15 protein-coding genes are annotated in these 20,653 nt (G+C 47.2%); 9 read left to right on the top strand and 6 right to left on the bottom strand.

Translation table 11 applies throughout. The features are described from left to right. Nucleotides 1–364: 364 nt before the first annotated feature. The 6 genes from AAC022_RS19890 to AAC022_RS19865 all read right to left on the bottom strand — a co-directional run bounded on the left by AAC022_RS19890 (nucleotide 365) and on the right by AAC022_RS19865 (nucleotide 11,783). Nucleotides 365–565: a hypothetical protein gene (locus tag AAC022_RS19890; protein WP_339733791.1), complete on the bottom strand. Its 201-nt coding sequence runs from the start codon at nucleotides 563–565 to the stop codon at nucleotides 365–367. Next, complete coding sequence (locus AAC022_RS19885) at nucleotides 558–7,274, bottom strand: RHS repeat-associated core domain-containing protein (protein ID WP_339733789.1); 6,717 nt, start codon at nucleotides 7,272–7,274, stop codon at nucleotides 558–560. The genes AAC022_RS19890 and AAC022_RS19885 overlap by 8 nt, the downstream gene beginning before the upstream one ends. A 1,127-nt stretch (nucleotides 7,275–8,401) precedes the next feature. Then, nucleotides 8,402–8,830, bottom strand: coding sequence for an Rrf2 family transcriptional regulator (locus AAC022_RS19880; RefSeq protein ID WP_339733788.1), 429 nt, complete (start codon nucleotides 8,828–8,830; stop codon nucleotides 8,402–8,404). Then, nucleotides 8,827–10,152 (bottom strand): sulfate reduction electron transfer complex DsrMKJOP subunit DsrP, encoded by a 1,326-nt coding sequence (gene dsrP / locus AAC022_RS19875; protein WP_339733787.1) that lies wholly within the window; start codon nucleotides 10,150–10,152, stop codon nucleotides 8,827–8,829. Before dsrP ends, AAC022_RS19880 begins: the two co-directional genes overlap by 4 nt. 70 nt (nucleotides 10,153–10,222) lie before the next feature. Further along, a complete protein-coding gene (locus tag AAC022_RS19870) occupies nucleotides 10,223–11,161 on the bottom strand; it encodes a 4Fe-4S dicluster domain-containing protein (RefSeq protein WP_339733785.1) in 939 nt (312 codons plus the stop codon). Continuing rightward, complete coding sequence (locus AAC022_RS19865; RefSeq protein ID WP_339733784.1) at nucleotides 11,154–11,783, bottom strand: cytochrome c3 family protein; 630 nt, start codon at nucleotides 11,781–11,783, stop codon at nucleotides 11,154–11,156. The genes AAC022_RS19870 and AAC022_RS19865 overlap by 8 nt, the downstream gene beginning before the upstream one ends. Nucleotides 11,784–11,963: 180 nt before the next feature. Here AAC022_RS19865 and AAC022_RS19860 point away from each other — a divergent pair, with 180 nt between their 5' ends. The 9 genes from AAC022_RS19860 to AAC022_RS19820 all read left to right on the top strand — a co-directional run bounded on the left by AAC022_RS19860 (nucleotide 11,964) and on the right by AAC022_RS19820 (nucleotide 20,588). Next, entirely contained in the window at nucleotides 11,964–12,236 is a 273-nt protein-coding gene (locus AAC022_RS19860) for a hypothetical protein (protein ID WP_339733783.1), read from the top strand. A gap of 7 nt (nucleotides 12,237–12,243) precedes the next feature. Continuing rightward, the gene (locus AAC022_RS19855) at nucleotides 12,244–14,652 is read left to right on the top strand and encodes a molybdopterin-dependent oxidoreductase (protein WP_339733781.1); all 2,409 of its coding nucleotides are present in this window, start codon (nucleotides 12,244–12,246) and stop codon (nucleotides 14,650–14,652) included. A 16-nt stretch (nucleotides 14,653–14,668) separates the two neighbouring features. Further along, the gene (locus AAC022_RS19850) at nucleotides 14,669–15,508 is read left to right on the top strand and encodes a hypothetical protein (RefSeq protein WP_339733779.1); all 840 of its coding nucleotides are present in this window, start codon (nucleotides 14,669–14,671) and stop codon (nucleotides 15,506–15,508) included. A 31-nt stretch (nucleotides 15,509–15,539) separates the two neighbouring features. Then, nucleotides 15,540–15,872: a hypothetical protein gene (locus AAC022_RS19845; protein WP_339733777.1), complete on the top strand. Its 333-nt coding sequence runs from the start codon at nucleotides 15,540–15,542 to the stop codon at nucleotides 15,870–15,872. Between the two features lie 554 nt (nucleotides 15,873–16,426). After that, nucleotides 16,427–18,295, top strand: a complete 1,869-nt coding sequence (locus tag AAC022_RS19840) for an RHS repeat-associated core domain-containing protein (RefSeq protein WP_339733776.1) — start codon at nucleotides 16,427–16,429, stop codon at nucleotides 18,293–18,295. A 78-nt stretch (nucleotides 18,296–18,373) separates the two neighbouring features. After that, a complete protein-coding gene (locus tag AAC022_RS19835; protein ID WP_339733774.1) occupies nucleotides 18,374–18,652 on the top strand; it encodes a matrixin family metalloprotease in 279 nt (92 codons plus the stop codon). A 473-nt stretch (nucleotides 18,653–19,125) separates the two neighbouring features. Continuing rightward, the gene (locus AAC022_RS19830; protein ID WP_339733773.1) at nucleotides 19,126–19,728 is read left to right on the top strand and encodes a leucine-rich repeat domain-containing protein; all 603 of its coding nucleotides are present in this window, start codon (nucleotides 19,126–19,128) and stop codon (nucleotides 19,726–19,728) included. Nucleotides 19,729–19,916: 188 nt separating this feature from the next. After that, nucleotides 19,917–20,255, top strand: coding sequence for a hypothetical protein (locus AAC022_RS19825; RefSeq protein WP_339733772.1), 339 nt, complete (start codon nucleotides 19,917–19,919; stop codon nucleotides 20,253–20,255). Nucleotides 20,256–20,267: 12 nt separating this feature from the next. After that, the gene (locus tag AAC022_RS19820; protein ID WP_339733770.1) at nucleotides 20,268–20,588 is read left to right on the top strand and encodes a transposase; all 321 of its coding nucleotides are present in this window, start codon (nucleotides 20,268–20,270) and stop codon (nucleotides 20,586–20,588) included. Nucleotides 20,589–20,653: the final 65 nt, after the last annotated feature.

Here is a 20,653-nt window from a genome sequence, read left to right as displayed (position 1 = left end):
GGTTCCGTTACCGGTATCATCCTGCTGGAAACCTTTCCAGTTTCCTGTTTCGTCGAGTGACCAGGATTGAGCGAACTTGAGTGTATCGATTCCCGTCTTTGGCCCATTCAGCGTGCCGCGATCCGTTTCTTTTAAACGCTGCAGACCATCATAGGTGTAGAATTCATCGAAACTGTGGGTTGTATCCAGGGGATTCGATCGCCAGGTTCGATTGGAAACGCGATCGTAGCCGTATTGAATATTCGCTTTGTCGGCGGAAGCACCGTAGGAAGAAATAAGGGGCCAGGTCCACTAGAAGTGAGACCAGACCCCTTATTGTGTCTGAAGTGTTTATTGTATTACATTCGTCATCTTTTTTTGTGTCTCAGCTACTCATGAAATAATACGCAAAAGCAGCAATTATAGAAATTGCAAAACCAATCCACCCAGCTTGTTGCAGCCAAAAAGAAGAAGGTGGTGAATATTTCAGCTTCCGAGAAAGCAGCCAAGCCAAGAAAACACATGCAATGTTCCAAGCGATTCCACCAGCAATTAGAAGTAATGGAAACGAAAAAGGATTACTCATCTGATTGTGCCTCATAATAAATCCAGGCTCCACCACCGAATGTAACAGCTCCCGCACCCGTCCAATAAACTCCTTGTTGAATTGGATGAAGAGCAGGGTCAAAGATCAATCCATTGGAACCAATATTGCGTGGTCGGATATCATTGAATGGCGTCTTTAATCTATAAGAACCGCTTGCCCAAATTTTAAGAAAGTTTTTGGTTGATCCGTTAAAAGTTCCCGCATCACGCATTATCAGCTTTCCATTTCTAAATAGATGCGATGGGGCCATATCTCCAAGTTTATCTAGAGCACGTACCTGTGTTTTTAATGATCCTCTCCCCCACCATTGCATAAATCGTGATGCGTTTGGATCTACTTCTTTAATCCAGTAATTGCCAACTTTTTTAAGCCGAGTTCCTTCTGGTCGTCTCTTCCAGGTCCGACAACCTCTCCCCTTAAACCCGGCACCCATAATAGGTGGAGTGCCGTAAACAGGACCAAAATATTTACCAGTATCGTCGTAATATTTAGGATCTGCTTGCGGACCAAACATAAGCTTTTCGGTTTCTTCAAAAGCCCTCCGTTCTCTCGGAGAGCCGTATTCATTTACGAAATTTTTGACTCCCTGATATAATAACTCTGGATTAGGCACTGCTCCATAAGTTATCACATTTGGAGCAGATACCATTTCAGAATCTTGCTTATAATGCCTAGCGAAGTCTTCAGCATATTTTTGATAAGGATTCCAATTAGGCATAAAACTTTGTGTGCCTGAGGGATCCAAAAATACAAGCGGCTTACTAGATTCATAAACATACAAGTTAAAAGCATCTCTATATCCAACCGGATCACGTTGAATCCAACATCCTAAGGGCGAATGATACACACGATTACGTACATGAAACAGTTCCGTCGCTGTTTCCCAAAGATAACCTCCGTAAAGAATTTCCCAGTCGAAGCTAGAGCTGCTGCGAGAACCAAAGCTGGGTGTTAAAAACGTAGGACTGCCATAACTGTCGTAGGCATAGCGTTCCTGGACATCACCGTTTTCATCACAGACCGCTGTGACATTCCAGTTGCCGTCCTGTAACGCGTAGAGCCGTTCATCCAGTGTGCCGTTGCTGGTGGTATCGCGGTCGCGAAGAACTAGGTCATCAATGTAGCGCATTCCCCAGACGAACTGGCGTTCGGGACTGGTTTCGCTGTCGATGCGTTCTTCGATGGTTTGCCAGGAATCGGTGTAGTAAAGATGTCGGGTTTCATCCAGGGAACCGCTGACGTAGGATTTCTGGATGATCCGAAAGTTGCGGCCATCATAGGCATATTCGGCAACCGTGTTGCTGCTGTCCATAATTTTTACCAGCCGACTCCAGGCATCGTAAGTCGCGGTAAAACCGGCTGTCAGATCAGCGGGTTGAGGGATCGTCGTCATATTGCCCGCTTTGTTGTACGCGGGAGTGATCCAACTCGAACCAGCGGTCTCGGTAATGTCGGTGATTTCATTGACTGTGTTACTGGTACGGGTTTGCTCCAGATCCCAGGTTCCGTTACCGGTATCATCCTGCTGGAAACCTTTCCAGTTTCCTGTTTCGTCGAGTGACCAGGATTGAGCGAACTTGAGTGTATCGATTCCCGTCTTTGGCCCATTCAGCGTGCCGCGATCCGTTTCTTTTAAACGCTGCAGACCATCATAGGCATAGAATTCATCAAAGCTGTGGGTTGTATCCAGGAGGTTATACCGCCAGGTCCGATTGGAGGCTCGGTCGTAGCCATACTGAATGTTGGCTTTGTCTGCTGTTGCACCGTAGTCATACCAGAGGGACTCTTTGATCCGACCGAAGCGATCCAGGCCACGATAAATATCTCCGGTATCTGGATCGTTGCCTCCTGCTGTGCCGACCAGCGTGTATTTGACATCGGGTTCGGTATCATCGGCAATAACCGGGCTGCGCATGCCGAGGTAGGAATATTCGGCTAGGTGGGTGGCACTGAGATCGCTGTCCACAATCGCTGCCACGCGGCTGGTGGCATCGTCAATACTCTCCGAAGAACCATAGCTGTAAGACAGCACGCGACCATCGGGATAAGTCAGGCTGGCGGGACGAATCGTGTTGTCACTGCCATTAGCAAAATTGGTTTGAACCTTGGGGCTGGTGCTCACATTCACCTCTCCCGTATGCGACTGATAACTGGTAATGGCCTGCCTGAAATCATTATAAGCAAACTGAACCTCGTTAACTAGTGTTCCCTGTCCTACTGTGGCATTGTCATAGCTGCTGAGTTCAGAGTTGAGACCGCGTTCATCATAGGTCAGCCCGATGCGACGCACGGCTCCATCGACGCCAGTCCCCAGCGTTGTGACACGATCCTGTGTTGTTCGGCCCAGTTTATCATAGTCGACTTCATGAATCGTTCCGAGTTGATCCGTTCTTTCAATGGTCTGTCCCTGCCGGTTGTAGGCGTAAGTAACCACATCGGTTCCGTCCACGGAATCAGGATAGGTCTCTGTTCGCAGCAAGGTACTGCTGGCAATTTCGGAATCACTTAACGTTGTCCCATAGGTGTAAGTGGTTACCTGGTTTCCTGTTTCTGAGTTTTCTGCGGTCAGAGTGGCGATGGAACCATCGGGCGTATAGGTGGTCAATATTGTGCGGTTGGTATCATCCGAAGGATCAGCGCCCGACGAGTTACTGGAACTGGAAGACACAGGAGCCTGGTAATTTTCGATCACTTTAATGGCCCGCCCGGCATCGTCATACTCCTTGCGTGATTCCATCGCAGCAGGATCAATCAGTTGATAAACGCGTCCTGCAGAATCAAAGGCCGTGGTTGTGACCAGCACCGTATCGTTGCGTGTGGGTATTGTACTGGAACGCGATAGACTGGTTCCCCCATTGGTTCCGTAGTCTGAAGTAGCGATTACACGTCCAATGGCATCTGGGTAATTCGCCATGTAGGTGACCCGCGCTTTGGGAGCAGAACTCGGATCTAGAAGTGCGCCTGTCTGGCTATCTGGGGCATCGTGATAACGCATCCGTGTGATGCTCTCGATGATATTATTGGCATCATCATAGATCGATTCTGACTGTTCCAGGATCGTATCGCCGGTAACGGTTCCAGCGTCGGCATAACTGGTTTCATCCAGATCATAGCCGGTATAGCTCGCTGTCAACCGTCCGAGGCTATCGTACTCCATTTTCGTAAAGAGGTCTGATCCGGCGGGGAGCTGTTTTAGTGCTTTGCCTGTAGCATCGTACCAGGTGTTGTTGACGAGGCTATTGCCTACGGTCCCGGTAGACGGATCTACGGCATACTGAATGGTCTGATAGACGCGGCTCAGATCATCATATTTACTTTCAGCGCGGCCCAGTAAAACCCCTGCTGAGGTTGTATGGTACTGCTCTACTTTGATGACGCGGTTCAGGTTGTCGTAGTATTGTTTCTGGAACGCGTCAATCTCGCCATCCGTTTCAACGAGGCGGTCACGCCAGTCGTAGCTGAATGCGGTGATACGCGTCTCTGACGAGTCGACAGATAGGGTTTGAGTGGTCAGATTATTATCGCCCCCATCGGCGCCGTTGTCATATTGATTCTGTGAAACCAGCACCATGTTGTTGCCAATCGCTCCACCACCTGTGGGATCTTGTTGAGTGGCTCCTGTATCGTCGGTGCCCACATAAACCTGATAAGGGTTATTGCGAATATCAAAGACCGTAAAGGAGATCGTGCCACCCGGCGAAGTGCTGCGGTTTTGCCGCTGCATATTGTCGTAGCCATAACTGGACTGATCGTAGTTTGTTCCCGACGAGCCGATGCCTGATGTCGGAATTAAATGATAGACGCGATCAGATTCGAGCAGACAACAGCCCGTGTACTGACGGGTAATCCAGCTGACATAAGAGGGCTGCGGGAACGAATCGGTGGGAAGTAGTTTTCCACTGCTCGAACTGCGTGTGGCCTGGATGCTTTCGAGTGTGTTGCCGTATTTGTCTGTCTTCGTAATTATTACCGGATTGATCAGGGTGTATTGATAGTTGTTCGACGGGCCTGACTGGTAGCCGGTTGCTTGCCAGGTCTGATTATCACTTGTGTTGGATTTGTAGACATACCAGATCGCAGTGCGAATGGTCGTGGATTGGCCATTGAGGTCGATTGTGTGTTCGGGTTTGAGAACCTGAGTGGCTCGCCCCTGGTCGTCTAATTCATAATCAGTGACCAGATTCTTTCCCCCACCTGAGGGAGTGACCCAGCCGGCAGGTTCGTCAGATTGTTGGGTCGTGTCGACGTCTTCGATCAGTTGGAGTAGTCCGCCGGTTAAATTGTCGTAGACCATTTTGGTAATGAAGCCAAGTTCATCTTTGGCCCAGGTCAGATTGCCTTCTGTGTCATAGACTTCCACTCTGGTGTTGGCAGTCCCTGATCCGTTCTGGGATGTGGAAATGACGGGGAGTGTGGTTGTCTTTTGTTTTACCTGTAAAGTTCCTGTATGGAATGTGTAGGAATAACTGGATTCGATTGTTGTCGACTGATTGGATTCGTCCGGGTAGGCGATTTCTTTGGAGGGCAGGTAAATGGTGCTCCCGTTTGCCGAATGGGACGTGTATTCGGTTTTACTGAGATTAAGGGGCGTGCCACTTTGACCATGCTGTATTTTTGTGAAAGAAGGATAGCCTGCTGCGGCTCCCGATCCGGTAGTAGTGTAATAGTCATAAAGATGAATCAGGCCTTCGCTGTTATACAGGTATTGGTAACTGCCAGCGGAATAGTGCAGAAGGTCCGGGTACTGTTCGTCATAGCCAGAGATCGCCGAGGGTTCTGCGTGCAGAATGGCCCGCCCGTTCGTGTCATATTTTTTGAACCAGCACCACTCGTCATCTCCCGATTTCTTGACTTCAAGCATCGTTTGCCCCACGCCATTGAAATACAGGATTTTCTGACTGGAATCGGGTAGGGTTTGAACGGTTTTATTCTCCCAGGAATTGGGATTATAAGTTGGTGAGCCTCCACTGGTTGACGAGCTTGCGGCAGAGTTTTCGCTATAGCCGAAAGTAAAGGTTAAGGCGCCCCCTTTATTTCGCTCCAGTACGACTCTTTGTGAAGTGTCATACTCGAAATAATTGTCAGCATACTGGGCGATTGTGGTATTCGATGCCGTGAGTGGGTCGATGCTGTCGCTGACCATTTGCGCGTAGGAACCGGGCAGGGTGACATACTTGAGGCCGTGTTCAAACCCTTCAGATTCATTGTTTTTATAGTACCGGTAGTAAGTGGTACCCTGGTCGATCCATGCACTTGTGTCTTCGTCCCAAGTTTGAATTGAAACTGTTTTTAAGTCTTTTAAAGAGCCCTTGTCTGAACTCCCGTCGTAGTAGGTATAGTTCGATTTTGCGATCTTCGTCACGTTTTCGGACGAATCAATGACTTGTAGAAAACATGAAGTGATCAGTCCGGCATAAACTCCTTCACTTTCCGTGGTATAAGAGAAGCGTTGGGTAAACGTTCCTGACGGAATTGAAATCACTCGTTCCACACTAAAATTAGAAGGGGTCCTGACAACCGTTGATTCATTTCCTCCCGGACTGCGGGAGTAGATTAGTTTTCCAAAAGAGTCGGTCTCACTAGAGCCATTGAATTCACGATAAGTGCCGTCTGGAGATAGTAGATAAAAGACCTGATTCATATCATCGTAAGTGAGTTGTTCCAGGTTTCCATTAAGAGCAGTAAACAGACCCGTCTCAAGGTCTTTTTCGAAATAGATCACATTGTTCATATTACCCACCAGCGCATATTTGGTGGTGGTGATGCTGATGATTTGGGACAGGTAAGGCAGGCACCAGTTATAACCATTTCCCATGTTGACGCTGTACGCCAACTGGTTAGAGTAGCTTCGTTCGTGTGCCCAGTATTGACCAAATCCCTGGCTGGCCACATCGACGGCCTGCATCTGAATTTGCCCGTCGACGTAGCGAATGGGGTCGTCAGAAAAATCGCCGCAACCGGCCACTTCCGTTCTGGGGACGGGAGTGTCAGGTTCTGCACCGCTGGAACTGCTGTCACCACCGTCACTGCCACCGCTGCCTCCACTTCCGCCGCTGCCTCCGCTACCACCACTGCCGACAGAGTCAGATGATGAGGAACCTCCTGGAGCATCGGAGCTAGAAGATTCGGAGTCAGCGGAAGTAGAAGAATTTCCAGATTCGGAAGATGTCGAAGTTGAACTCTCGGATCCAGAGCCAGATCCTGAACCAGATCCTGAGTTTTCGATGTACGACATTATTGCAGTTTGTTCGGCATTCAGTTCAGGGGCAATGTAGAATGCTCTCTTCTCCGAACTCAAAGGCAAAAATGTGACCTGAATTTCATTTGGCCAGCCCTCGGAGACCGAAGGGTCTGCTGGGAAGTCCGGGTTTAAAAACAGCTTGATCGTATTATAGAGTCCTTGAATGCCTAGTGCGGTCCACTCAGGTCCTTGAGTGTTTCCTTCGAATTTAAACCAGGCTTCAAATGAGCCGTCCTTGTTTTGAGTGGCAACAAAGATGGCCTTGGACAATCCATTTGCGGCGGGGAATATAAGTTCCCAAGAGCAGCTTTTGGAGTAGCAATAGAGAAGTTTCAATTCATAGTCTTTGTTGAACAGTGATTGGTCGCTTGTTGCGCCGTTTAAGGTCACTTGGACGGTGTTAGAAACGTCTTTCTGCCACTCTGTGCTTGTTGGTTTAGGGCTCATGCTCTTCCTTGATGTGGTTGTGATTTTAAGTGTGTGTTTTTATTTTGACGTGTATCGTGTTTTGTTTGACTGTATTTCAGTGATCTCTAATTGAATGTGAACGATGCTCTTTAAAACAATGTTCCCTATGTGTTTTTGCCGACGTGTTCGTAGGGGTAATTGAATATCAAATACACTTTATTGTTGTGCAAAACATATTCAGGAGCGCAATTCGATCAAGGACAAAATTCGATATTTGTGACACAGAAAGTGTCTGTGTGAGCACTATGTAAGCACTGTGGGGCGGGGTGAAGTGGAAGAGGAATCTGCTCTGTAAGAACCAGGAGAAAGGGATTGTCAGGCGAGTGCTTTTTCAAGCTGGAAATTGAGGGTTGGGGGTGTTGTTTACGTGCTCCGTTGTCGCACTCCCGTGATATCTATCAACCCAAAATTAAAAATGACACTCCACTAGTGGTTTGCTTCCCCGGTACGCTTGCGATCTATCCGATGGTACGGGGTAACTCTTCCCGTGACGGTGCAGGTTGTTCATCTAAGAGATTGCCGGTGATATCTGGTAGGCTTTGTCTGCCGTTTGTCAAAGTGGCATTCAAGGCAACCCAATGTTTGATCCCACGTTTAAGCTGAGACTCACATGAAACAATTAAATCTGTACCGAGGAATGTTGTTGGGGGCGTGGGAGAGTCCAGGGGAAGCGACTTCTTTCGTCATTCGAATGGGCAGTGATATGCTACGAAGTCATTATGAAATCAATCGAAGTGGCTGCGATGTCGTGCGAAGTCAATCGATAACTGAGGTGCGGGCGAGCAGTGGTTATGAAAATCTGGCTGAGATGAGTGGGTTTTATGGTGCTGATATTTTTAGACGTTCCGACGTTTCACCTGAACCAGTACTTTTCTCGCGCGCGACACAGGTAATGCACCATCATTTCAGAGGGCGTGACGCTGTCAAGTCTGATTTATTCAGCAGGAAGTGGGCATTAGGCCCCCGGTTCCGAAGACTGTATTCGCTTTAACCACGCTTTGCTGATGTTGTTCCTCCTCAGGGGCGATAGTATCAACTGCGTAGAAAGCCAAATCATCTAAGGGTTTATCGCGTGGCTGAAACTTTGACCATACGGAATCAACGATTTACGATGACTCTTCTTTGTTTGTCTGGAAGAGGGCGAGCGTATTCTCTTGAAGAAATCGATTCGTGTTTTCGCGGAGTGCTTTCAGATCATCATGGAGCGGGCACTGTGGCCCGTTTCCACACCACTCTTTTCCGAAAGGACAATTTAATGATTCCTCAAGGCGATCAAATTGAATAGAAATGTCGAACAACGAAATCATTTCAGGTGGCATCGCCAGTCGATATCCCCCATTCGGGCCGGGGGCTCCTGTAACCAGACCTGCTTGCGAAAGTACCGTTAATACTTTGGCTACAACGGGCTTCATCAGGCTTCGCTTTTCTGCAATTTGCAAAGAACTCAGACGGATAGGTGGATCATCATGATAGACCTCTGCCATCAAGCTCATAGCGGCAATCGCGTTTTGGGCAGTCTTCCCGTATGGTGTCATGAAATCGTCTCAACCGGACTGGATGTGGTATTGGTTTCATCCAGATCAGTATTTTGGTCCGTGGTCATTGTTCGGGATGAATCATAAGTAAAAACTGATGCAATCAGTTTCAAGAGCAAGGTCAGAACCAGAAGACCAAAGGCCCAGATTCCAGCTGTCACTTTCCATTCTATGAGACTGGGGGAATATTCCACAACTTCATGGAGCGTCGAAGGAATAAATCCGGGAATAATCAACCCCATCCCTTTTTCAATCCAGATTCCAACGATGCAAAACAGGCAAGCAACAATTCGCGTATTTTCACGGCGTAGTGCTGCAGGAGTAAAAAAGAGGCAGGCGCCAGCGATATTTAAAAACATCGACGTCCATATCCAGGGGACAAGTCCGTTCGCTCCATGGGATCCGAAAAAGAGGTATTGTGCTGAGGATGCATGAGAACCACCGGTATAAAAGAGTGTGAAGATTTCGCTGAGCAGCATCAGAAGGTTCACACACATTGACACACGTATAATTCGAATCAAGGTGTTGGCAGGTTTGGGCGAAAAATGAAAGTCGGTTAACAGGCGCATCACACGCATTGATAGGATAATAAATGCCGGCCCGCTGACAAACGCAGAGGCAAGAAAACGAGGGGCGAGTAAAGCAGTATTCCAGAATGGACGGCCTCCCAAACCGCAATATAAGAATGCAGTGATGGTGTGAATGCTGATTGCCCAGAAAATGGAAAGAAATACAAACGGAACATACCACTTGGGGTTCGGCTTGCGTCCCAGGTATCGCATGTAGAGTAAGTACCCTACGATATGCAGATTGATCAACAGATATCCATTGAGGACAATGATGTCCCAGGTCAGCATGGAAAGAGGCCAGTTAAACTTGCCGATGCCGGGAATCAAATGCCAAAAGCGATCAGGACGCCCTAAATCGACAACTACACTGAGGGTACTCATTAGAATCGCAGCGATGGCAACCGCCTCGCCGATGATGACAACCTGATGCATCTCTTCGTCATCATAGAGGTATGCGGGAATCACCATCATGACTCCCCCGGCCGCCAGGCCGACACAGAATGTGAAGTTGGCGATATAGAGCCCCCAACTCACATGATCTGACATGTTTGTCACGATCATTCCATCGCGAACTTGTTGTGCCCACGCGTTTGCCCCCACAAGCGCAATCCCAAACAAGATAATCATCCACACATAAAAGTACCATTTCCCATCGGTGGCAACTCCTGTGGCACGTCTTAGGAAACCAAGATAGCTCAGTACAACCGAAGTATTTTGAGGGGCAGGGGAAGGTGGATTCTGGGCCTCAACCACGGTACGAACTCCCATTCTGTTTGATCGAGATCTTATTCATCAGGCATTCAGGTTTTATTCAACAACAACTTTATTCATCGAAGTAATAGAAAAAGCGAGGTCTGGTCCCCAACTCTTCTTTCAGCACGAAGGTTCTTTTATTTTCAATGACCCAACGGATTTCTGAGTCCGGGTCCAACAAGTTTCCGAATACGCGGGCACCAGTGGGGCATGCTTCCAGGCAAGCGGGCAATCGTCCTTCACGGGTTCTGTGTAAGCAGAAAGTACACTTTTCCATGACCCCTTGAGGGCGAATCCGGTTGGATAGATAAGATTGATTCGGGTTCACTTCTTCAGCGGGAATTTCTGGTTTTTCCCAATTGAATCGACGTGCATGGTAAGGGCAGGCTGCTTCGCAATAGCGACATCCGATGCACCAGTTATAATCGACGACGACAATGCCATCTTTCTCTTTCCAGGTTGCTTCAATGGGGCACGCGGTGACACAAGGTGCATTTTCACATTGCTGACACTGGACCGGCATGTAATATTTCCCTGGCGCAGGAACGGGGTGGTCGTAGTTAGCATTCCCTTTTTCAAAATCGATTCCCCCCATGTCCATCTCAAAGACACGTATATAGGAATTATTCGATGCTCGATCGTGATTGTTCTCAATATGGCATGCTTCTGCACATTTTCTGCACCCAATACAGGCACTCAAATTCAGGGCATATCCAAAGAGAACATTATCCATTGGTTGAGGGTCAGAGATCGTCACATCCGCATTGTATTCTTCCTTGGTTTCTTCTTCGAGCCGCTTAAATACGACCGCTTTCTGCTCGGGAGTCAGCTCACGGTAATGTTTCTGCAAGAACTCATCTGCGTTTACTTCTGGAGTCAGCTCCAGCAGCGGCTTCATTGCTGCGGCCCAGGCGGCTAATCCCAATGTGGCCCCGGCGGTTTTCAGAAATCGTCGTCGATTCACTTCTGGATGGTCAATAATTGGCAACGAAGCCTTTGAATCACTCATGAGTTCCCTTTGGATGATGGGGAGGAAAACGATCATTCGGTCCTGCAGCAGGACGGAATAAAGGGAAGGCTGGCTTGTGCGGATCGTGGCAATTGACGCAATGATTTCGCTGCCGCATTCCTTTTCGCAAATCCCAATGGCCTGTCATTCCGCCATGCGAACCATGTTGATAATCACGAAACTGGGGCCCGTGACACTGAGCACATAACTGCATGACGTCCTCTGGTTTGATGCTCTCTCCTGAGGCCAGTCGAAAGTCAGAATAAGATCCTTCCGGGTTATGGCATGAAATACAAACTAGTTTTCCGTGCACAAAGCTCAGGTCCTGATGGAATGATACCAAAGGCCCTGTTGATCCATTTTTGGGATTGGGGTTACGTACACCGTGGCACGACTGACAGGAAACAAGAACCGGATTCCCGTTGGCATCTTTCCGGTCTGTTGGGATTTCTACCAATTGATTCGCGGGATTGATCTTCACTGGAAACAAAGGTGCGTCATCGGCCTTGGGATGAATTGCGATTTCTTCGCTATTTTCTACACTGGCAAACATTTGTACTGCAAATGCGGAAATACTAAAAAGCCCCACGATGAAGAGCATTTTTCCAGCCGACACGTTCATCTGAAACCCTTCCCTTCGCGTTGAAATACGTCAAAAAAATACTCTTAATCATTCATGTCGGCAGAGGATATAGAAATTATCAAACCGAATCAAGAATTAAAGAGTTTTATTTCTTGAATTGTCTGGAAGATGTCGATAACTTTACGCAACAAACAAGTTCTCTCCAGAGAGGATCTCACCATGAAGATCAGCAGTATGGTTATTACGCTCGATGATAATGTCGCTGGAATCAGTTCCATTGAAGAACTACTTGCAGGGATTTCCTGCATTGAAGTCGGGCAAAGGCATGGTTGTAAAATCCCGATTGTTCTCGAAGCTGAGGACGAATCTGACTCACGAGAATGGTTTTATAGGATCTCTCAATTTCCGGGAGTGCTCAAGGTTGAGGTCGCGTTTGTGAGTTTTGAAGATTTGAATCCCGTCGAATGTCAAGAAGTGGAATCCCAGGAGTGACTGTTTCATGAAGAATCAGCAAGCAGACCGACGTTTTTTCCTCAAGTCAACTGCGATGGCTGCAGCGACAGCTCTTGCTGCTGGAGTCGCGAAGTCAGCTTCGACGACTCCGGGGGGCGATGCGCTGCCCGTCCTGCAAGATGTGGAGTGGAACAAAGCCCCTTGTCGATTTTGTGGAACGGGATGCCATGTTCAAGTCGGTGTTAAGGATGGCAAAGTGGTTGCGGTGACGGGAGACCGCAAAGCAGACGTCAACAAAGGACTGCTTTGTGTAAAAGGCTACCATGTCGGGATGATTCTGTATGGTGAGGATCGATTAACGAAACCTCTACTGCGGGTGAACGGCAAATTGGAGCCTATCTCCTGGGACAAAGCAATTCAGATTATTTCCGATCGTATCCTCGAGGCGCCTGAAAAGTTCGCCATCTATGGGTCAGGGCAGTGGACCATCCCGGAAGGCTACGTCGCGAACAAGTTCATCAAGGCGGGAATTGCCAATAATATGATCGACCCGAATGCCCGTCTTTGTATGGCGTCAGCCGTAACGGGATATATCGGGACATACGGGGTTGACGAACCGTATAATGGTTTCAGCGACCTGGATCATGCGGATTGTGTGATTCTGTGGGGGAATAATCTTTCAGAAATGCATCCGATTCTGTTTAGCAGGTACATGGATCGGAAAATACGCGGCGAAAAAATTTCTCTGGTCGACATGACAACGCGATGGACTCGAACGAGCCAGATGGCAGACCATGTTTTAATGATGCAACCTCAGTCAGACATGGCGATCGCAAACTGCATTGCCAATCAGTTGATTGCGAATAAAACCTATTCGCGCGAGTTCGTTGAGAAATACTGCAACTTTCGTGGCCCTGATGGACCTGCTTCACTGAAGGGGGTGCCGATTTCATTTGATGAGTACCAGGCTCTCGTTGCAGAATATACTCCCGAAAAAGTTTCCAAAGTCAGCGGTCTCTCTGTAGAAGAATTGCTCTGGCTTGGAAAATTGTTCGGTAATCCGGATATCAAAATCACCAGTCTGTGGTGTATGGGCATGAATCAGCACACACAGGGAACCGCAATTAATAATCTCGTGCATGCCATTCATCTCCTAAGTGGTCACTGGGGAAAACCCGGCGATGGACCTCAAAGTCTGACGGGGCAGCCTTCTGCCTGCGGAACGGTCCGTGAAGTGGGAACACTGGCACATGCCTTGCCGGGAGGTTTACTCGTCGCCAAACCGGAACATGCAGCGAAGGCGGAGGAATTGTGGGGACTGCCTGAAGGACGAATCAATCCCAAGCCGGGTTACCACACCGTTAAGATGTGGGAAAAATTCTGCTCTCCAACAGAAGAAAAAGATTCGCTCGACACGATCTGGGTCCAGGTAACGAATCCTGGCCAGACACTTCCCAACTTGCACAAGCTGTTTGATCCGAAGGAAAAACAGAAAAATAAGTTTCTCATTGTTTCAGACGTCTACCCGACTGCAACTACAAAGCTGGCTGACCTGATTCTTCCCTCTGCTATGTGGGTCGAAAAAAATGGGGTTTTTGGGAATTCAGAACGCCGCACTCAACAATGGTTCAAGATGGTCCAGCCACCTGGAGAGGCCCGTGACGACTGCTGGCAGACATTGGCAGTCGCACACCAATTGTTTTTGGATGGTTTTGCGGGGATGAAGAAAAAAGATGGTTCGTTCCTGTTTCATTTTGAAGATAAAAATGGAAAGACCGTTCCTGTCTGGGATTGGGAAAAATATTACGACTACAACGTCGATGAATTTCTCTTTGAAGAGTATCGACAGTTTACGACCATCAAACATAAAAATGTGGCCCCATATCAGGAACTCGTCAAAGCGCGCGGCATGCGCTGGCCAGTGACGCAAGACAAAAACGGAGTCTGGAAGGATACCGCCTACCGGTTTGTAGAAGGCTCCGACCCGTTTGTTGAAAAGGGGAAAAAATTCCAGTTCTATCATTCCACTACGGGAGACGACAGGGCAATGATCTTCTTCCGTCCCTATGTCCCACCACCAGAGATGCCTGACGACGAATATCCTTTTTGGTTGGATACAGGCAGAGTTCTGGAACACTGGCATTCGGGGACAATGACGATGCGGGTGCCACCGCTTCGCAAAGCCATGCCCAGCGCCTATGTTGAAGTCAACAAAGATGACGCCCGGAAACTCGGAATACGCACAGGAGATAAGGTCAGGTTGGAAACGCGGCGGGGCGAATTGCAATTGAATGCATGGATTGATGGGCGGGCAAGCTGTCCTCCCGGACATCTCTTTGTACCGTTCTTTGATGAAAATCTGCTCATCAATCAGCTGACTCTGGAAGCGCATTGTCCTATCAGTAAACAGCCCGATTACAAAAAATGTGCCGTACGGATCAGTAAGGTTGGGTAAAGAAGTGAACGAACCGATGAATGAACGTGAATCTTCAACTCAAAACCAAAACAACAGCCGACTTCCCATTTTAATCGGGGTGTTCCTGACAGGCTGTGTTTTGGTCGGCTTTATCTTGGGAATTTCCGAACAGCAGGAGCCGGTGCGCGCCTCTTGGAAAGAACACCCCACACAGAATCACCTATCCAAAAGTGAGGAAGCGGTTCCTCTCATCGTTTCTTACTCTGATATTACCACGGCAGATTTCAAGAAGAACCCAAAACTGGCAATGCACTTCTCACAGTTAAAGCAGCAGAAGCCGGGGATTTTTGATCCCGTGATTAAAAAACCAGAAATGAAATCTCAGGCAATCTTAGATCGAGTGAAAAACAGGGCGTTTGAAGGTGCTCCTCCGACTATCCCACATCTGATTGCCGATGTCAGGGCAGAAAAGTGTCTAGTTTGTCATGGAGAAGGAGTTCAGATCGGTCAGAAAATTGCGAGTAAAATGAGTCACCCTCGTTTTGCTAACTGCGTACAATGCCATGTGCCCAAGGAGAACAAAGGTCCGTTCGATGCTCCATCGGTGGATGCGGTGAATCTATTTGTGGGAGTTGCTCGTCCTGGCCCTGGTCTACGTGCACATCCGACTGCCCCGCCAAGAGTACCACACGCGACTTTCATGCGAGAAGATTGTATGAGTTGTCACGGCTTACTCACTCGCCCTGGATTGAGAACAACGCATCCCTGGTTCACAAACTGTTTGCAATGCCACGCTCCCTCTGCGACACTGGATCAACATTCGTTTGTCACCCTGCATAGTCTCATCAACAAAAATCGTGATCAGGGTCAACAAGCATCAGAAACGAACGACTAGCCTCTTCCACTCTCAATGAAAAAAAGATGACATGGATTCTACAACACATAATCTCTTTGAAGATGGTCCTCCTATTCCTGAAATGCGGGAAATGATTTTTGGAGAAGAGCAACTTGCCAGTTTTCTAAGCGATTTGAAAGAGTTCACAAAGATTGAGTCAATTCAAATAAAAGGGGGCGAGACTTTGTATGCTGATGAACCCCAGCTCAATCTGGATGATGCCTTCACTGCGCTCAAAACGGGTTCGGTCCGCGGGATGCAGATTCGCTACAACCACAACGGATTTGACTGGACTGACACAGTTTTCAATGCAGCAAATGACTATAAAGTGATTCGGTGCCAACATACCAGTTCGAAAAATTAGAACCTGTGTTCTCAAAATGTCCCACTAAATTGTATCTAGAATTATCGTAGCGTATTACTACGAATTCTTGTTAGGAAGTTGTATCAATTATTGAAAGCCGCAGGTATTGTCCAGCCGATACAACCGTGTGCAGATCATAATTGCTGACTCTATTATTTGTGTTGGATGCAAAAACAGAGTTGATGTCATCGCGACTTTTCCTAATCGTGAGAGAGACTGAAATCATTCTCATACAATGAGGCCATCTATGAGTATCATTCTGCAATCTTGGCACTTGTTCTGTTATATGATCGTTGGTTAGGCTAACCAGCACCAACAAGAAGTAATCGAATATTTGCGAATCGAAAATCAGGTGCTCAAAGAGAAACTTGGCGCGAAACGACAATTGATCATGGATCGAGACACGATTTATTGTGAGTCGTTTCAAATGATCTTAAGCCAGTCAGATACTAAGTCGATTGTCTTATCTCCAAGGTCCCCCAATCTGAATTCTTGCATTAAGCGACTCTTTCGCTCACTCAAAACAGAGTGCCTCGACAGAATGATATTCTTTGGTGAGAAATCGCAACACGTTCGTGTATGATGCAGCCAATCGGGAAACCGAGCAGGAAGACCCGTTAAATCGTATCACAACATCTGCTTATGACGCCGCGGGTCGCCAGACATTACGAATTGATCCACGTGGTTTTCGGACGACGTACTCCTATGATGCAAACGATAATTTAACGGGGCGCGCGTATCCCGATAGTTCTCGAGCAACCTTTGTTTTTGACTCGCTCAATCAGATGACTACAATGGAAGATAGTACGGGGCGTTACACTACCGTTTACGACGCTATTTCCAAGAGAGTCTCTGTGACCGATCCTGCCAGTAAGACGATAACATATAGTTATAATGCTGAGGGAAATCGTTCGACCATGATTGATCCAGACAGTGGCCGGTTTACCTACTCTTACAATCCGGACAATTTATTAATCACTCTGGTCAATCCGCAGAATGATCGTACTACCTACTCGTACGATGAGCAGAATCGACGTGTGGGCATTCTGCGAGCTAATCTGACACGAACGTCGTTTAGCTATGATGCAAACAGTCAGGTTGTCAATCTAGTACATCGCAAGTCAGACAATTCAGTGATAGACAGTTTTGGTTACACTTACGATGCTGCCGGGAATCGTGTGTCGATCATAGAAGCGGACAATTCTCGCACGACTTATAGCTATGATGCAACGAATCAACTCACCAGCACGCATCGCACGGGAACCACTTCCTACAGTGCGACCTTTACCTACGATGTGTCCGGCAATCGGATCAAAAACGAAAAAGATACCGTGCTGACACGCTTTGAATACGATGTGGCGAACCAGTTAACGGTTCAGATTGATGCAGCTGGGAGAACGACTTATACGTTTGATGCGGCAGGAAATCAGCAAGTGGTTCTTGAACCAAGCATGAATCGCACTACGACGACCTGGAATTATGAAAATCAGCCTACTGTTTATGAGGCCCCTACCAATGCACTGGTAACAATGACTTACAATCCAGAAAATCGTCGGACTTCCAAAGAAACAGTTAGCTATAAGAATAACTTCATTTGGGATGTCGAAAGCGATAATGTACTGCTGGAAACCGATGATTTTAATGTTACACAAGTCGTTTACACGAATGACCCATTTGAATTTGGTTATCTGGTTAGTCAACGTCGCAGCAGCACCACGAATTGGTATCATTTCGATGCACTGGGTTCCACACGCGATCTGACGAACAGCTCGGAAACGATTACGGACAGTTACCTGTACGACGCCTGGGGCAACCAACTCACAACCACCGGCACAACCACTAACCCGTTCAGATGGACCGGAAACGTGGGCTACTACTACGATACAGAGTTGGAAAGCTACTACATCCGAGCCAGAGTCTACGAACCAACCATCGGAAGATGGCTCAGCACTGATCCGTTAGGGTTTGTTGATGGTTTCGGTTTGTATCTGGCTTACTTTATACCGAATGGTGTGGATCCGAGCGGGATGGTTTGTCAGTGTTGTAAATGGTGTCAAACCATAGAAGGTAATTATGACTGGGACCCTATTGCCAATCCATCCTTCGGAGGGGGAGGAACCATCACCCACTACTCTGTGCGGCCAAAGGGTTGTGGTACGGAAGAAAAATCAGTGCCATTTTCAAAATGTGGAAGGGGAGTAGGATTCTATTCGTGCTGTGATAATCCTGGCTATGCAAATACATTATCAGTGCCGTTGAAAGTATGGCGTTGGAATGGTGCAGCCGAAAAAGAACATGCATCTGCTTCTGTAGAAATGGCCAACAAAATCTTCAAAAAATGCTGCATCAAATTTGATTGGTCTGGAACGCTCACGGATACAAAAAAGAATGCTGGTGGCTATAGACGCGATCTGCCAATATAAAGTGTCGCACCCGGCTTTCCCCGGGAGCACAAGATTCTTACGAAATACAACACACCCGAAGTATTAGATGTACATTTTGTGCCAGATTTTTGGGATTGGGGAGGCTATGGATTTGGCGGTGACCCGCAGGGAGTAGCTTATAAGATTGGCTCTGATCCCGTCGCTATCCTGACCGGTAAACCAGAATTAATGGCGCATGAGATAGGTCACGCATTAGGACTAGAACACGAGAAAGACAAAGACAATTTGATGGCCCAAGGGACGACCTATTGGTTTTTTCCTTACGAGAACAATTTGACCGCAAAACAGTGTAGCGAAGCCCGAAAGACAGCAAAAAAGAGATACAACGCCAAGTAATACAAATAAAGACATTCGAAGTCGGACTATTCAAACAAAACCAAAAGCCAAAGTGCCCGTTTGCAACAGAGCATACCGAAAATTCCACGTACAACGGATGGGCTTCAGTCACCAGTGAAGTTTGCGAAAAAACATGCCCGGCGCGCCGGGCATGAATACATTAGATTTCTAATATTCCAACTGGCTCAAGATTGGGGGCAAGGTCAAGAAACCTGAATTGTATATCAAGCTCTGGATTCGGTTAAAGGGGGCATGTCACATCCAAAGTGAGGCACAATTAAAACCGCGAATATTTTAAGAATACCAAGCGTGGTCGAATTTGTGGACCTGATGATGGAAAAGCATGTGGTAAGTGTGGGGGTTAATGACAATTACTTAGAAATAGTATCATTGACAATGCGGTGTTCGAATTCCAGAATTGAGTTTGAGCTTCTTTGTTTGGAACATCTCATATTTCATCAGAATGGCATTCAATGAAGAATTTTACCTCAATGAACAATTACAGTGTTTTCATGTCTTTTATTTTTCTTCTGTTGTGTAGCGGGTGTGGAAAGACGGATGAACCAGCTACCGACTCGATCAAGGCACTTGGAGGAATAATTATTAGTGATGACACGGGCAATATCATACGAGTCTATTTTTCTGGCAGCACCATCAGTGACGTAGGACTTGTACATCTTAAAGAGCTGACCAATCTGACCACATTGGACCTTCGACACACCGACATCAGTGACGCAGGACTTGTGCATCTCAAAGGGCTGAACAATCTGACCACATTGAACCTTCGAGGCACCAACATCAGTGACGCAGGACTTGTGTATCTTAAAGAGCTGACCAATCTGACCACATTGGACCTTGGGTCCACCAAAGTCAGTGACGCAGGACTTGTGTATCTTAAAGAGCTGAACAATCTCACGATATTGTCCCTTGCGATGACCGACATCAGTGATGCAGGACTTGTGCATCTTAAAGAACTGACCAGACTAACTCTTTTATGGTTGTTAGAAACTAAAGTCACGGAAGAGGGAGTGATGAAATTGAATGCAGCAATACCCGATTGCTTGATTCATTATTGATTTTAATGCGACACAAGTAGTTTATTCCAACGAACCGGTAGAATTCGGCTCGCCCATCTTCGGGCGATCTCATTACTGCTGAGAGATTTTAATACCGGCATCATTTTCTGCATTCACATATAAATGACGTCAATAAGCTTAAAATTTTAGTCTATTGACTCGCCCTAGATAATTTCGCAAAGGATTGAATGATGTCGAGCAATCAATGGCATTTGCAAAGAACTGATAAAATATTATTAACAGGTGTTTGTTACGTTCATCGGCTTTTGGAAGAGCGTTTTGCAAACCCTGATCGCCGATTCATAAAGGATGTTCATCCAGATTTTGATGCAAGCAAAATCTTATTTTTCAGCGAAGAGATTGCACAACGATTTCGATTTACAGATTTTCATGGAAAATTATCTTCCATCAAAACAGAAGCAAATAATTTTCCCGAGTTGCTGGAACTTTATGAAGATCAGTGCGAAGCGATGTATTGGACTTCCCCAGGAATAGTGGGCGCCTGCCTGAGAGTGTATACTCTCTGAGAGGAGTTCAGTATGTCCAAAAATGCTAAATCATCGTCGTCAAAATCTAAGGTATCACGACGCGTTTATTCCGAGGAATTCAAGCTGGATGCGGTGCGTCTGGTGACTCAAGAGGGCTATTCACTCGCTGCAGCTGCCCGGAGCCTGGGAGTCCACGCCAGCCAGATTCGTAAATGGAAAGAGAAATTCATGCCCCAGGACAAAGAATCGCCTTCGCTGACGGAAGATGAAAAAGCAGAACTGAAGCGATTACGCGAAGAGAATCGCCGTCTTAAAATGGAACGGGATATTTTAAAAAAAGCCACCGTTTTTTTTGCGAAGGAAAATCAATGAGGTTTGCCTTTATCGAAGAAAACGAGCAGTCCTTTGAAGTCACTGCCATGTGCCAGACCTTCCAG

Source organism: uncultured Gimesia sp., from assembly GCF_963976445.1.
Taxonomy (GTDB): Bacteria; Planctomycetota; Planctomycetia; order Planctomycetales; family Planctomycetaceae; genus Gimesia.
This window is presented reverse-complemented; position numbering and strand designations above follow the sequence as displayed.